Consider the following 15,387-nt stretch of genomic DNA (forward strand, 5'->3'; position numbering starts at 1 on the left):
GGTATATAATAAAGTAATTAATCTTCAAAATATACTTGTTGTTACGTTCATTGAACATTGTTAGTATGTAAGAATACATTAGCTTTATTAATCAGCAATGTATTTTGTTTCAAAAAATTACTTTAAATAAGGATTTGACATGAAAACAGTTGGAGAAAAATTAGAATCTTTTAGAATCACAGGAGTAAAACCAGGATTTAATAATTATGAGGAAAATGGAGTTTCTGCATTCGAGGAGATTACAGAGAGCTCTTTCCCTGGAAAATGGAAAGTAATCTACTTTTATCCAAAAGATTTTACTTTTGTGTGTCCTACAGAGATTATTGGTTTTGATAATCTATCAAAAGAATTTGAAGATAGAGATGCAATTCTTATGGGAGGATCTGTAGACAATGAATTTGTTAAGCTTGCATGGCGCAGAGAACATCCTGGGTTAAGTAAACTAAAACATTATCAATTCGGAGACACATCTGGTTCTTTGATTGATCAACTGGGCGTGCGTGATGAAAATTCAGGAGTTGCTCTTAGAGCAACTTTTATAGTAGATCCTGATAATGTTATACAACATGTTTCTGTAAACAACCTTAGTGTAGGTCGAAATCCAGAAGAAGTTTTGAGATTATTAGACAGTTTCCAAACCGGGGAACTGTGCCCATGCAATCGTGAAATCGATGGCGAAACATTGTAGATTCATATAATTAGAGTTGTTCATAGAAATATTATATTTATAAAATAAAAGATAAAACTGATGTGTTGTGCGTAAAAACATCGGTTTTATCTTGTAATTTCGTTGCTAATGATAAGATCTTTCTTAGATAAAAGAACAATAGCATTAGCTGATATGCCATCTCCTCTTCCTATATGTCCTAAGTTTTCGTTAGTCTTTGCTTTTATATTTATAAATTTAGTATCAATTCTTAAGTCTTCTGATATATTGCATATCATAGACTCTATGTAAGGGGACATCTTGGGAGACTGGGCATGTATTGTTGTATCTAAATTTACAATACTTAAACCATTAAAATTTACCTTCTCAACAGTTTCCCTTAAAAGCACCCTACTATCTATACCTTTATACTTGATATCATCATCAGGAAAATTTCTACCTATATCACCTAACCCAGATGCCCCTAAAAGTGCATCTATTATTGCATGTATAAGGACATCTGCATCAGAATGTCCCTTAAGTCCGAAACTATAAGGAATATTAACTCCACCTATTTTTAATTGATAACCAAAAACTAACTGATGTATATCGAATCCCTGTCCTATATAAAATGGGAAATTCATATTAATTTTTCCATTATCTCAAAATCTTCTGGCCAAGTAACTTTCATGTTATATAGAGACCCTCTAACTATAATTGGATGCAATCCCATAAATTCTAATGCAGATGATTCATCAGTTGTAAATAAACCACTATCTGATACGATTTTCAAGGCCTTACGCAAGAAAGAAACTCTGAACATCTGTGGAGTTTGAGCTAACCATAAGTCATGTCTATCTATTGTACAATTAACTGTATCATCTGTACTTCTCTTTAGCGTATTTGATACAGGTATAGCTAACAATCCTCCAACAACATTACCCTTTAAACACTTATCTATAAGCAAACTTAAACATGAAACAGGTAGACCAGGACGGGCAGCATCATGGATCATGACCCATTCGTTATCAAAAACATCTATACTGTTGATTGTGTTTCTAACAGTTTCAAAACGAGTAGATCCACCATATTTTCTCACCGTAACTTTTGATACTCCTGATAATAGATCTTCTGCTAAAGTATCTTGTGGAGATACGGCTACTATTATGTGTTTGACCCTTGAGTCAGATAATAAGGACATGATGCTATGAATCAACATTGGCTTACCAGAAATATTGCGATATTGTTTAGGTAGCTCATTAATTGAATTTTTACATGCTCTAGTTCCTGTTCCTGCTGCTGGGATTATAGCAATTAAAGAGTTTTTCATTTTTTAAAGAAGTATTGATAATATTAAGAACCAAGACACAGAATCATATGAATTTTTTAAATAAATCATGCATATCTACCTTAACTAAAAATTTATTACAAAAGCTGAAGAAAGGCAGTAAATATTCTTATGAAAGACCATTTGGTTCTGGGACACCTATGTTAATATCTAATATAGCGGTTAACAGCAAAAAATTAACTATAATATTTACAAGCAGTTTTCTAGAAGCAAAACAAATATCATCTGATATAAAAGTATTTTCCCCAGATTTACGTGTAGCTACAATGCCTGATTGGGAAATATTGCCTTATGATGAATTCTCACCAAATAATATAATAATATCTGATAGGATAAAAATCCTATATGACTTATTAAATAATAATATTGATGTATTAACTATATCTATTACAACTTCTTTACACAAGATCTCTCCACCAGAATTTATAGCTTCATACAGTTTTCATTTTAATAAGAATGATGTAATAAATGAACAAAACTTAAAAAAACAATTAGAAATAGCAAACTATAAACATGTTACTCAAGTAAGAAATTTTGCAGAATTTTGTATAAGAGGAAATATTATAGATCTTTTTCCTATGGGATCTCTAACTCCATATAGAATTGATTTGTATGATGATACTATAGAATCAATAAGATCATTCGATCCTGAAACACAATGTAGCACTGGATTCGTTGAAAAAATAGAAATTTTACCAGTGAAAGAATTTCCACTGGATGATAAAGCAAAAAAACTATTTAGAGCTAAATTTAGAGAATATTTTGATGGTGATCCATCAAAATATTTAATATATAAAGAAATAGGAAAAGGATATATATTTCCAGGTATAGAATATTATCTACCTTTATTTTTAGAAGAAACAGCAACTATTTTTGAATATCTACCAGATGACAGCATATGTATAACAACAGATAATGCAGATGAAGTTATAAGTAAATATCATTCAGAAATAAACGAAAGGTACAACTTTTTAAAACATGATATAGAGAGACCTGTACTTTCTCCAGATAATCTTTTCTTAACTAAAGAATTGTTTCATAAAAAGGCTAAGGCTTTTAAACAATTATCACTAAAATTATCAAATAACAATTATTTTACAAATGTGGAAAGCATAAATAATCCTACTTTGCAGATAAACTCACTAGATAAAATAATTGAAATTATGAATTCTAATAGTGAATGGAAAATACTTATATTTATAAATTCAGAGAAAAGAATTGACATATTGCAAAATATGATTAATTCATATACTAAATTTACAGCAAGTTATCCATCTTCAGTTCAGGAATTTATTAACAATGATGAAAAATGTGGAATAATATCCGCACAAATAAATACAGGTTTTAAGTTTATACCAAGTAATTTAATTTTTATTACTGAAAATAGTTTTCGTAGTGATAACTATAATAGCCATACAACAAAACTAGATAGTAAAAAACCACACAATATAGATACTGTGGTGAAAGATATTTCAGATATGAGTATAGGAGATCCTATTGTACATAACCAACATGGTATAGGAAGATACAATGGTTTAATACATATGCAAACTAATGGCACTGAAATGGAATTTTTGCAAATAGAATATGCTAATAAAGCATCTTTGTATGTGCCTATTTCTCATATGCATGTTATTTCTAAGTATATAGGAACTGATGCGGAATCAGCACCATTACATCAACTAGGATCTGACCAATGGGAAAAAAAATATAAAAAAGCTATAAAACAAATTCATGATACAGCTACTGAACTACTAGATTTATATACACAACGCAGCAGTAATAAGCATGGATTTAGTTTTAAGATTCTGGAAGATGAATATATAAGATTCTCAGATGAATTTGGTTTTGAAGAAACTAATGATCAAACAAATGCTATTAATGACGTGATAAATGATATGACATCTGAAAAATCAATGGACAGATTAATATGTGGGGATGTTGGTTTTGGTAAAACAGAGATAGCATTAAGAGCTGCATTTATTGCAGTATCCAACAACAAACAAGTATCTATTTTATGCCCAACAACGTTACTTTCAGAGCAACATACTCAGACGTTTATAAATAGATTTGATAATTGGCCTATTCGTATAGCAGAATTATCTAGATTTAAAACAAAAAAAGAAATTTTGCAAAATATTTACGATATAAATAATGGCAATATAGATATAGTTATAGGAACGCATAAAATTTTATCTAAAGATGTAAAATTTAAAAATCTAGGACTTATTATAATAGATGAAGAACATAGATTTGGCGTAAGACAAAAAGAATTATTAAGAAAAATAAAACCAAATGTTGATGTACTAACATTAAGCGCGACACCGATTCCAAGAACACTAGGAATGTCTCTAGAAGGAATTAGAGATTTTTCTATAATAGCAACAGCTCCTAAAAAAAGGTTGCCTATAAAAACATTCGTACGTAAACATAATAAAAATATTGTAAGAGAAGCCATAACAAGAGAATTTAGACGTGGGGGACAAATATATTATCTGCATAATGAGGTAAATACTATTGAAAACAAAAGACAATATATAGAAGATATAATTCCAGAAGCAAAAATCGCAATAGCACATGGTCAAATGCACGAGAGAGATCTTGAAAGTGTTATGAAGGCATTTTACAAGGGTCAATACGATATATTGTTATGTACGACAATTATAGAAACAGGTATAGATATTCCAAACGCAAATACTATAATTATCGATAATGCAAATAATTTTGGTTTAGCCCAATTACATCAGCTTAGAGGTAGGGTTGGTAGGTCACATCATCAAGCCTATGCTTATTTATTAATCCAAGATGAAGAATTCATTACTAATCAAGCAAAGAAAAGATTAGATGCAATACAAGCAATGGAAGACCTTGGATCTGGATTTTATTTAGCCATGCATGATTTGGAAATAAGAGGAGCAGGAGAAATATTAGGAGAGTCTCAATCTGGTAATAATATACATGAAATTGGCTATTCTATGTATAATGAAATACTAAAAAACTCTATTGAAGCCATAAAGAATGGAGTTGATTGTAAAACTACTAACAAAAACTCACAATATTGCGAAGTTAATATACATGAAGCAGCACTATTGCCAAATAAATACTGTTCTGATATTCCATCAAGATTAGAAATTTACAAACGCTTATCCCTTGCATCTTGCATAGATGATTTAATAATTATTAAAAACGAACTAATAGATAGATTTGGGAAATTACCTATACAAACAGAGAATCTCATTTTAATTCATAAGATTAGAATAACTGCTCAATTCTCAAATATAGATGAGATTGATATGTCAGATAAAAAAATAATAATTAAATTTAATGAGAAATCTAACATCAATCCAATTAAGTTAGTAGAAATATACAAGAATTCAAAAGAACTTAAATTTCAACAAAACAACAAAATATCTATAAATTTAAGCATACCAAATATAAGAGACAGAACAAATGAAGTATTAAAAATACTTAAATGTATAAATCAAAATTAATAAACATTATTTTAATATATTTTTTAAAAAGATCTATTTGATATTTCTGTACATAAATTTAATAAAATATCAGGAAATAAACTTAGAATAATTATTATCGATAAATTAATCAACAAAAAATATAAAGCAAAATCATGATCGTTCTCTGATTTAACTAAACAATTCTGACTAGCTTTGGAATCATCGAAGTAGGAAACTTTTATCACTCTCAGGTAGTAAAATGCACCAATTAATGAAAATATTACAGCTATAACTGATACAATTATGTATCCTGAACTTATCAAGACATTAAAGATGGAAAGCTTGGCATAAAAACCTATAAACGGAGGTATTCCTGCTAATGAAAGCATGGATACCAATACTACAAAGGCCAGCAAAGAATTATGTTTCTTTAAACCTATTAAATCATTGATATATACACACTCCTTACCTTTAGATAGTAATAAAATAGATCCGAAAATAGCTAAAGTATTTAATGCATATACTATAATGTAGTACATTGATGAAGAGCATGCAATATTACCGGAGAAATGGTCTTTACTGACTAAACCCAAAAGCACAAATCCCATGTGAGAGATTGCTGAGTATGCCAACATTCTTTTTAGATCTTTCTGCATAATAGCTGTAATATTACCTATGCATAGAGATAACAAAGCAAAAGAAATCAATAAATAATTCCAATTTATAATACTAAAACACTCAAATGAATTCATAAACAAGCGAGCTATAACAGCAAAAACAGCAATCTTGGGAACAGTACCAAGAAACAATGTAACTGCCGTAGGAGAACCCTGATAAACATCAGGGAGCCACATGTGAAATGGGACTATACCGAGCTTAAAAATTAAACCAGATACTAAAAGCATAAATCCTAATATTAATACCCTAATATTTACAATTTCATTTGAATTAATAGAAATTTCACCAGGAAAATCCAATGAATTTGTAACTCCGTATACTACAGATATACCATATAAAAAAACCCCAGAAGCTACTGATCCTAAAACAAAATACTTGATTGAAGCTTCAATATTAATGAGTATATTCCTACGTATAGCTATAATAGCGTACAATGGTAGTGACATCAGTTCTATACCAAGGTAAAGAGAAATAAAATTACCCGAGGAAATCATTACCATTTGGCCAAGCAGAGATAGTAGCAATAATACATAAAGCTCTCCACCATTTCCTATCATGTTAAATTCTTTCACGTAGGATTTACTGTATATAAGTATTAAAAATGTAATAAGATATGAGATAATTTTTAAAAACTGAGAAAAAATGTCAACAATTAATAAAGACCCAAAAATAGATCCAGATGGACAATATTTAAACTGAAAAAGAGATATTATACTTAGTATAAGAAGAGTTAATAAGCTTGCTGTGAATGTTAGGAATCTATCCTTATCAATACTAAAAATATCAATAACTAGAATAACCAAACTTAAAAAAAGCAATGTTATTTCTGGAGCAATTAAAAAGAAATTATTATCTTGCATATTATTTATCTATCTAAAGTTTTGTAATTGATAAATGCTCTAATAAACACTTAGCTGGTAAATTAATAACATCTGTGAATGGTTTAGGATATACACCCATAAATAAAACTACTAAAGCAAGTAATCCAAGAATTAAGAACTCTCTTTTATCAAGATCAACAAAATTCTGAATATCTTGGCTAACTTTAAGTTCACCAAAGGAAATGCGCTTCAGCATCCATAAAGAATAAGAAGCGCTTAAAATAAGAGAGGTTGCTGCAAAAAGAGCTACGGGGAAGCTATACTCCATACTTCCCATTATTACTAAAAATTCACCAACGAAACCACTAGTGGCTGGCAATCCACAATTAGCCATTGAGAAAAAAACAAAAAATGTTATGAAACGTGGCATAACACTGACTAGACCATTATAGTCAGAAATAATCCTAGAATGGGCTCTATCATACAATACACCTATAGAAAAAAACATAGCTGCTGATATAAAACCATGTGATATCATTTGTATGATAGCGCCTTCGATGCCTATTAAATTAAAAACGAATAAACCCAGAGTAACGAATCCCATATGAGCTATTGAAGAATAAGCTACAAGTTTTTTCATATCATCTTGAACTATAGCAATAAATCCTATGTAGATAATAGCTATTAAAGATAAAGTGATCATTAGCCCTGACAAACTAATAGAAGCGTCCGGCAATATTGGCAGGGACAGTCGCAAGAAACCATAAGCTCCTAATTTCAGCATAATAGCAGCTAGAATTATGGAGCCACCTGTAGGCGCCTCTACATGGGCATCTGGCAACCAAGTATGAAAAGGCCACATTGGTATTTTAACAGCAAAAGCAGCCATAAAAGCTATAAATATAAAAAACTGTTCTGTATAACTAATTTTTATTTTATGCCAAGTGAAAATATCAAAAGATCCTGACATTTTATACAAATAAACAAAAGCTATGAACATTAACAGTGATCCCAACAGCGTATAAAGAAAAAACTTAAACGCAGCGTAAAAACGATTAGGACCACCCCATACTCCTATTATTATATACATAGGAATAAGGGTTGATTCAAAAAAAACATAAAACAGGATCGCATCTAAAGAAACAAAAACACCATTCATTAAACCAGATAATATTAGGAAAGCTGCCATGTATTCAGAAACTCTATTTTTTATAGATTCCCAGCCCGCCAATATTACAATAACAGTAATAAAAGAAGTTAAAAGCAAAAACAACAGAGATATGCCGTCTATTCCGATATGATAATTTATATTAAGACTACTTATCCAACTATAATTTTCTTCAAACTGTGTATTAACACAACTGGAGTCGAAAGAATTATAGATATAACAAGTTATTAAGAAGCAAATTATAGATACTGCCAATGAAATAACTTTAACGCAATAAGCTTTACTATCATTGCCAAAGATTAAGATAAAAAAACCAAACAGTATAGGCAAGAATACCGCTAAACTGAGACACGAATTATATATATAGATAGACATTATTATACTAAAAAATAAATACAAAAATCGTTACCATGGATACAATACCTATAATCATAGAAACGACATAATGATAAATAAAACCAGATTGAAGATACTGGGTTATCCGAGACATAAAATTTACAAGATTAGCACTACCATTAACTAAAATCTTATCAATTAACATTTGATCGCAGCATTTCCATAAAAAAGAACCAAGTTTAAGACAAAACTTAGCAACTCCATAGTAAATAATGTCGAAGTAGTATTTATTATTGAGAATATTAAATATTAATGAAAATTTAGATCTCATTGAATTTGCTATATTATCATTTATAATATAGCAATACCAAGATACAAAGGCTCCAGATAAAACTAGTAAAAAAGGTATACTAAATAATGCATGCTGAGCAAAACTCAACCATCCATGCCACTCTTCTGATACTTTATAAACAGTGTCATGAATAGGCATAACTGTTATTATAGAATCGAAGAATTGACCAAACACAAAACGATCAACAACTAATAAACCCAAGAAAACCGAAGGAATTGATAAAAAAATAAGTGGAAACAAAATAGTATACCCTGGTTCATGTGGTACTCCGTGAAATTTAGAATTTTCTCTAAACCTTTCTTTACCATGAAAAACTAAGAAATATAAGCGAAACGAGTATAATGATGTAATAAAAACACCAGTCAGAACAGAGAAGTAAGCAAATCCTGATCCAAAGATATTAGAATATTTAACAGATTCTATTATCAATTCTTTAGAATAAAAACCTGAAAAAAAAGGGAATCCCACTAAAGAAAGAGTAGCTAGTAAAAAAGTTATCCATGTTACAGGCATGTATTTATATATACCTCCCATAGATCTTATATCCTGATTATGGTGAGTACCAATTATGACAGATCCAGCGCCTAAAAAAAGTAACGCTTTAAAAAAAGCATGAGTAACCAAATGAAATACTGCGACTGAGTATGCGGAGACTCCTAGGGCTACTGTCATATAACCTAACTGAGAAAGCGTAGAATAAGCTACTACACGTTTTATATCCGTTTGAATAACACCTAAAATACCTAAAAATAAAGCCCCGACAGAACCAGTTATAATTATAAATGATAATACAAAGGATGATAGTTCAAACAATCCAGAAAACCGAACAACCATAAATATGCCAGCAGTAACCATGGTAGCTGCATGTATAAGAGCAGAAATTGGAGTTGGTCCTTCCATCGAATCTGGCAGCCATGCATGCAATGGAACCTGGGCTGATTTCCCCATAGCTCCTATAAAAAGACACAAGCAAGCTATTGGAATTAAATCTAATCCTTGCAAAATACTTCCCCCTGGAACCTGTTTTGCTTGGATAAAATCTATGTTGCTAAGAATATCTTGGTAGCTTATACTTCCAGTACTAAAAAACAATAAACCTATACCTAATATAAAACCAAAATCACCAACTCTATTGACTATAAAAGCTTTCATATTAGCTGTTACAGCACTTTCTTTTGTATACCAAAATCCTATCAATAAATAAGAAACTAGACCTACAGCCTCCCATCCAAAAAATAATTGCAACATATTGTTTGACATTACCAACATTAACATTGCGAAAGTAAACAGTGATATATATGAGAAGAATCTTTGATACCCAGAATCATCAGCCATATAACCTATTGTATATATATGAACCATTAAAGATACAGATGTCACTACTAGAATCATTACAGTTGAAAGAAAATCTATTAAAAAACCGAGATCTAATTTTAATGTGTCAATAATGCTCCAGGTATATAAAGTAATGTTACAAGAACACCTATACTGTATGACATTGTACAATAGTACTATTGCAGACAAAAATGAAATCAATATGCAAAATATTGAAATCAAACTAGATGCTGAGCGGCTAATGATAGGACGTGTAGATAAAAAACTAGATCCTAAAAAACCAGATATTAAAGCTCCAATCAGAGGAGAGAAAACTATTACCATACACAAGTTATAAGGATTATAACTATTCATGTTTACTATCCTTTTAACTGACTAATTTTATTAACATTCATTGCATCTAGATTCCTAAACAACAAAACTAAAATAGCCAAACCTATTGCTGATTCAGCAGCAGCAACTGTCATAACAAAAAAAACAAAAACCTGACCGGAGATGTTTTGGTTCCATTCTGAAAAAACAACTAAGTTTAAATTAGCTGATAACAATATTAGTTCTATAGACATTAACATAACAATTATGTTATGTCTGTTAACAAATACACCCAAGATTCCAATTGAAAAAATACATGAACTTAATATTAAATAATGAGATATTGTTATCACTTATTGTCCCCATCTTTCAAAATCGCTTTATATACTGAAGAATTATCACTATTTTTGGGAAATTTAGCAAATACCAAACGATCTTTACTATCAGCTAATAATGCAATATTTATATTATTCTGTACTTTTTTATCTTCTCTATTTCTTAAGTTCAATACAATAGCTGCAATCATACCTACCAGTAATATTAAAGCACATATTTCTATTGCAAAAATATAGTCCCTATAAATCGATAATCCTATAGCCATAGGTGTACCAGTGCTTTCATGAAAACATGAACTACAACTTCCCCACTTTCCATAAAATACTACAGAAATCTCTATTATAATTAAAATACCTATCAAAACCCCAGAAAAAACATAAGGTTTAAATATATTTTCTTTATTGCTGTCTTTATATTTACTATCTATCATCATAACTACAAATAGAAACAAAACCATAACAGCACCAACATAGACCAATATAAGCAACAGAGAAAGAAACTCTGCTCCCAACATCATCCATAGCATTGCAACATTCACAAAAACCAATATTAAATACAATACAGAAACTACAGGGTTACTAGCAAAAACAACACATAGTGATGCTATTAAAGTTATAGAAGATAACGAATAAAAAAGAAATGTAGTAAAAGTCATCTTAAAATCCAGAATAAATCATCGATAGGAAGCATCTTCAGCTATTCTAATAGCTATATCAGATTCGTATTTATCACCTATAGCTAACAACATCTCTTTTGTGAAATATAAATCACCTTGTTTTTCTCCATGATACTCATGAATATGAGTTTCAACTATTGAATCCACTGGACAACTTTCTTCACAAAAACCACAAAAAATACACTTTGTTAAGTCTATATCATACCTAGTGGTACGACGAGAACCATCAGATCGTTGCTCAGACTCTATACTAATAGCCATGGCAGGACAAACAGCCTCACACAGTTTACAAGCTATGCAGCGTTCTTCACCATCTTCGTAACGTCTAAGTGCATGAAGACCCCTAAATCTTGGAGATTTAGGTGTCTTTTCATAAGGATATATTAAAGTAACCTTACGCCTAAAAAAATACTTCCCTGTAAGTAGCATACCTTTAAAAAATTCATACAACAAGAAACTACTGAAAAAATTCTTAATAGATGACATATAATTGCTCTAGATATAATATAAATCAATACCAAATATTCCAAGGTGTTCTAATCCATATAGCTACAAAAATCAACCAAATACCAGTCACTGGTATAAATATTTTCCATCCCAATCTCATTATTTGATCATATCTATACCTAGGAAAAGTAGATCTAAACCAAATAAATAATGAAACTATAAAAAAAGTCTTCAGCCATAACCATACCCATCCAGGTATGAGTGTAAATGGAATAAAATTCAGTGGTGACAACCACCCTCCTAAAAACATTATGGAAGCCAGACTAGACAAAAGAATCATATTTGCATATTCTGCAAGAAAAAATATTGCAAATGCAACACCAGAATATTCGACCATATGCCCTGCAACAATCTCGGACTCACCTTCTACAACATCAAATGGATGTCTGTTTGTCTCAGCAACAGCAGATATAACATATACTATGAACAAAGGAAATAAAGGCAACCAGTTCCAAGATAGAAAAGCAAGTCCTTTATCAAAAAACCAACCTTTATTCTGAGAAATAACTATATCAGTCATGTTTAAACTTTTAGAAACCATTAAAACGACAACCATTATAAAACTTACAGCTAGCTCATATGATATCATCTGTGCTGATGCTCTTAATGAGCCTAACAAAGCATATTTAGAATTCGAAGCCCATCCTGCTATCACTACGCCATAAACACCTATAGAAGTAATAGCCATAACATACAAAAGACCAGCATTAATATTTGCTAAAACAATTTCAGGTCCAAAAGGGATAACAGCCCAAGCAGCCAGAGCAGGCATTAGAGTTATAACCGGTGATACAAGAAATAAGATTTTATTAGACTGAGAAGGTATAACTATTTCTTTAGTAATTAATTTAATTACATCTGCAAATGGTTGTAGAAGACCCTTAAAACCAACACGTGTAGGTCCTAGACGCACATGCATAGCACCAATCATCTTCCTTTCCCAATATGTGAGATAGGCAACACAAAGAATAAGTGGAAGAACTATACATATTATCTTTATAAGAGTGCTGAAAGCTATAAACAAATTATCACCAAGAAACTCCATTCCTTTATTTTCTATGAATGACCACAGATTTGACATTATAAACGCTCCACATTAAGAGTACAGAACGAACTACCTAATGAAGAAGTGCTCTCAAATCCAGCAGAAATATGCAAAACACCATCTGGAACACAATTATCGATTAATATTTTTATCTTTAATTTTCCAGAATTACTTGAAACCATAACCTCTTCATTCTCATTCAAACTCAATAAACTCATAGATCTCGTATTCATCCTAAGAAACGGTTCTTTAGATGAAGATGTTTCTTGCAAAGGTATAGAGTGCCTGACTATACAATCAGATCTATAAATGGGAATATCTGCCAATCTTTCAAAACTTTGTTTTGGATTACCTAAGCCAAGACTTGAATTTGTAGAATTTGATAATCTGTTGTTAAAATTCTCGTCCAATATAGAATTTTTTAATGAATCAAAATCTTTGTGCTTTAATACTGGAAACCCTAATAGGGATGATAATTCACCAATTACTTTCCATGCTGGTCTTGTTAATCCTAAAGGAGGAACAACACTTTTAAAACTTTGAAAAATACCTTGAGAGTTAATAAATGAACCTGATGTTTCTGTAAAAGGAGATATTGGCAACATTAAATCAGCCCATTTCATTGCCTGAGAAGCATATGATACAAAAGCTACATTGAACTCAGCCTCAGATAAAGATTTCATAGATAATGGTCCGTTGTCTGTATCTAACAATGGATCAAAATGCATTATTAAATATGACTTAAGAGGTTTTTCAAACATCTGCAAAACATTTTTACCACCATTTTTAGGTATAAAACCAGCTAAGTAGCCACCTAATGCGTTAGCTCCAAATGTTAAAAAACCTAACTTTGCTCCTACTAATCTTGAAACCCCATATGAGTTTGCAAATGCTGTAGAGGCATCTGGCATAGAAACGGTAGTGTTACCCAAAAATATAGCATGTTTACCGCTACAAACAAGGCTATTTGCTATGTTTTCAATTTCATTATCTATAATATAGTCTTTTAATCCAATAAACTCTTCAGGTATTTTTTTTCCTTGAATTCTGGAAATTGCTACATACAACTTTGCTATAGTAAATGTTATTTCAGAAGGTTTAACGCTAATCCTACCACTAACATTCATTAATTGATCAGAAGCATAACTATCTATAATAAAAATCTTAGATCCATTCTTGGAAATTTGTCTAAACCTTTGAGCAAGCAAAGGATGATCTTTTCTTAAAAAAGAACCAATTATAACTACAACATCCAATTCTTCTATCTCTTTCATGGATAAACCAAGCCAAGGAATACCATCTAAAGAATTGTCAAAATTGAAATCTGTTTGCCTAAGTCTAAAATCTGTATTATTAGAACCAAGCATTCTTAGCATTTCTCCAAACAGAAAGTATTCTTCTAATGTAGAATACTCTGAAGTTAAAGCTCCAATCTCATGAGCACCATAAGACTCCTTAATTCTAATTAGCTCTTTAGACACTTTAACCAAAGCATCTTGCCAAGATATCTCATGCCAATTTCCACTATCATCCTTTATCATAGGAGCTGATAGTCTATCATTACTATTTAAACCATCATATGAAAAACGATCCCTATCACTTATCCAACATTCATTAATATTTTCAACTTCAAAAGGGACAACACGCATAACCTTATCTCTTTTAACTTGAATAATTAGATTAGTTCCTAAGCTATCGTGCGGACTAATTGACTTGCGACGAGCCAGTTCCCAGTTTCTTGCAGAAAATCTAAATGGTTTAGATGTTAAAGCTCCTACAGGACAAATATCTATCATATTTCCTGATAATTCTGATTCTATAGACCGACCAAGAAAAGATGTTATTTCTGATTTTTCACCACGATTTATCATTCCAAGTTCAACTACACCTGCAATTTCTTCTCCAAAACGGACACATCTTGTACAATGTATACATCTACTCATTTCTGAAGCAGATATTAATGGACCTAAATTTTTTTGAAAAACAACTCGTTTTTCTTCTTTATACCTTGAATGTGATGATCCATAACCAACAGCCAAATCCTGCAATTGACACTCACCACCTTTATCACATACTGGACAATCAAGTGGGTGATTAATCAATAAAAATTCCATAACAGATTTTTGCGCATCTTTTACTTTCTTTGAATTGGTATGAACAACCATTCCATCAGTAACAACAGTAGAACATGCTGGTAAAGCCTTAGGAGCTTTTTCTACTTCTACCAAACACATACGACAATTAGCTGCAATTGACAATTTCTTGTGATAGCAAAAATGCGGCACATAACAACCTACACTTTGCGTAGCTTGTATTAATTTGCTACCCTTTGGAACACTTACCTTCTTACCATCGACAATTATATCAACCATTTG

General features: G+C 30.9%; 12 protein-coding genes. 2 read left to right on the plus strand and 10 right to left on the minus strand.

Annotated elements, in window-relative coordinates:
* The first annotated feature begins 139 nt into the window (after positions 1 to 139).
* Positions 140 to 688 (plus strand): peroxiredoxin, encoded by a 549-nt coding sequence (locus tag ST1E_RS02500; RefSeq protein ID WP_015389674.1) that lies wholly within the window; start codon positions 140 to 142, stop codon positions 686 to 688.
* An 86-nt stretch (positions 689 to 774) separates the two neighbouring features.
* Here the strand turns inward: ST1E_RS02500 and ispF are convergent, their stop codons facing one another.
* Positions 775 to 1,290, minus strand: a complete 516-nt coding sequence (gene ispF, locus ST1E_RS02505) for a 2-C-methyl-D-erythritol 2,4-cyclodiphosphate synthase (RefSeq protein ID WP_015389675.1) — start codon at positions 1,288 to 1,290, stop codon at positions 775 to 777.
* Positions 1,287 to 1,976, minus strand: a complete 690-nt coding sequence (ispD, locus tag ST1E_RS02510) for a 2-C-methyl-D-erythritol 4-phosphate cytidylyltransferase (RefSeq protein WP_015389676.1) — start codon at positions 1,974 to 1,976, stop codon at positions 1,287 to 1,289. Before ispD ends, ispF begins: the two co-directional genes overlap by 4 nt.
* A 47-nt stretch (positions 1,977 to 2,023) precedes the next feature.
* On the opposite strand from ispD, the gene mfd reads away from it, so the two are divergent.
* Positions 2,024 to 5,485, plus strand: coding sequence for a transcription-repair coupling factor (gene mfd / locus ST1E_RS02515; RefSeq protein ID WP_015389677.1), 3,462 nt, complete (start codon positions 2,024 to 2,026; stop codon positions 5,483 to 5,485).
* A 23-nt stretch (positions 5,486 to 5,508) separates the two neighbouring features.
* On the opposite strand, the gene ST1E_RS02520 is transcribed toward mfd, so the two are convergent.
* The 8 genes from ST1E_RS02520 to nuoG are packed head-to-tail and all read right to left on the minus strand — an operon-like array spanning position 5,509 to position 15,384.
* The gene (locus ST1E_RS02520) at positions 5,509 to 6,984 is read right to left on the minus strand and encodes an NADH-quinone oxidoreductase subunit N (RefSeq protein ID WP_015389678.1); all 1,476 of its coding nucleotides are present in this window, start codon (positions 6,982 to 6,984) and stop codon (positions 5,509 to 5,511) included.
* Between the two features lie 13 nt (positions 6,985 to 6,997).
* Complete coding sequence (locus ST1E_RS02525) at positions 6,998 to 8,488, minus strand: NADH-quinone oxidoreductase subunit M (RefSeq protein WP_015389679.1); 1,491 nt, start codon at positions 8,486 to 8,488, stop codon at positions 6,998 to 7,000.
* A gap of 7 nt (positions 8,489 to 8,495) precedes the next feature.
* Complete coding sequence (nuoL, locus tag ST1E_RS02530) at positions 8,496 to 10,490, minus strand: NADH-quinone oxidoreductase subunit L (protein ID WP_015389680.1); 1,995 nt, start codon at positions 10,488 to 10,490, stop codon at positions 8,496 to 8,498.
* A gap of 5 nt (positions 10,491 to 10,495) precedes the next feature.
* Positions 10,496 to 10,801 (minus strand): NADH-quinone oxidoreductase subunit NuoK, encoded by a 306-nt coding sequence (nuoK, locus tag ST1E_RS02535; RefSeq protein ID WP_015389681.1) that lies wholly within the window; start codon positions 10,799 to 10,801, stop codon positions 10,496 to 10,498.
* On the minus strand, positions 10,798 to 11,439 hold the full coding sequence (locus ST1E_RS02540) for an NADH-quinone oxidoreductase subunit J (protein WP_015389682.1): 642 nt from the start codon (positions 11,437 to 11,439) through the stop codon (positions 10,798 to 10,800). Before ST1E_RS02540 ends, nuoK begins: the two co-directional genes overlap by 4 nt.
* 18 nt (positions 11,440 to 11,457) lie before the next feature.
* Positions 11,458 to 11,946 (minus strand): NADH-quinone oxidoreductase subunit NuoI, encoded by a 489-nt coding sequence (nuoI, locus tag ST1E_RS02545; protein ID WP_015389683.1) that lies wholly within the window; start codon positions 11,944 to 11,946, stop codon positions 11,458 to 11,460.
* Between the two features lie 25 nt (positions 11,947 to 11,971).
* Entirely contained in the window at positions 11,972 to 13,012 is a 1,041-nt protein-coding gene (nuoH, locus tag ST1E_RS02550) for an NADH-quinone oxidoreductase subunit NuoH (RefSeq protein ID WP_407636388.1), read from the minus strand.
* A 35-nt stretch (positions 13,013 to 13,047) separates the two neighbouring features.
* The gene (gene nuoG / locus ST1E_RS02555; protein ID WP_015389685.1) at positions 13,048 to 15,384 is read right to left on the minus strand and encodes an NADH-quinone oxidoreductase subunit NuoG; all 2,337 of its coding nucleotides are present in this window, start codon (positions 15,382 to 15,384) and stop codon (positions 13,048 to 13,050) included.
* Positions 15,385 to 15,387: the final 3 nt, after the last annotated feature.

The sequence above is a fragment of the Candidatus Kinetoplastibacterium galatii TCC219 genome, assembly GCF_000340905.1.
In the GTDB taxonomy this organism is placed as follows: domain Bacteria; phylum Pseudomonadota; class Gammaproteobacteria; order Burkholderiales; family Burkholderiaceae_B; genus Kinetoplastidibacterium; species Kinetoplastidibacterium galati.

Bases quoted from the DNA above. Each gene is read 5' to 3' on its own strand.
- ST1E_RS02525 (WP_015389679.1), bottom strand. From the start codon at position 8,488: ATGTCTATCTATATATATAATTCGTGTCTCAGTTTAGCGGTATTCTTG.
- ST1E_RS02540 (WP_015389682.1), bottom strand. From the start codon at position 11,439: ATGACTTTTACTACATTTCTTTTTTATTCGTTATCTTCTATAACTTTA.
- nuoL (WP_015389680.1), bottom strand. From the start codon at position 10,490: ATGAATAGTTATAATCCTTATAACTTGTGTATGGTAATAGTTTTCTCT.
- ST1E_RS02520 (WP_015389678.1), bottom strand. From the start codon at position 6,984: ATGCAAGATAATAATTTCTTTTTAATTGCTCCAGAAATAACATTGCTT.
- ispF (WP_015389675.1), bottom strand. From the start codon at position 1,290: ATGAATTTCCCATTTTATATAGGACAGGGATTCGATATACATCAGTTA.
- ST1E_RS02500 (WP_015389674.1), top strand. From the start codon at position 140: ATGAAAACAGTTGGAGAAAAATTAGAATCTTTTAGAATCACAGGAGTA.
- nuoG (WP_015389685.1), bottom strand. From the start codon at position 15,384: ATGGTTGATATAATTGTCGATGGTAAGAAGGTAAGTGTTCCAAAGGGT.
- nuoH (WP_407636388.1), bottom strand. From the start codon at position 13,012: ATGGAGTTTCTTGGTGATAATTTGTTTATAGCTTTCAGCACTCTTATA.
- ispD (WP_015389676.1), bottom strand. From the start codon at position 1,976: ATGAAAAACTCTTTAATTGCTATAATCCCAGCAGCAGGAACAGGAACT.
- mfd (WP_015389677.1), top strand. From the start codon at position 2,024: ATGAATTTTTTAAATAAATCATGCATATCTACCTTAACTAAAAATTTA.
- nuoI (WP_015389683.1), bottom strand. From the start codon at position 11,946: ATGTCATCTATTAAGAATTTTTTCAGTAGTTTCTTGTTGTATGAATTT.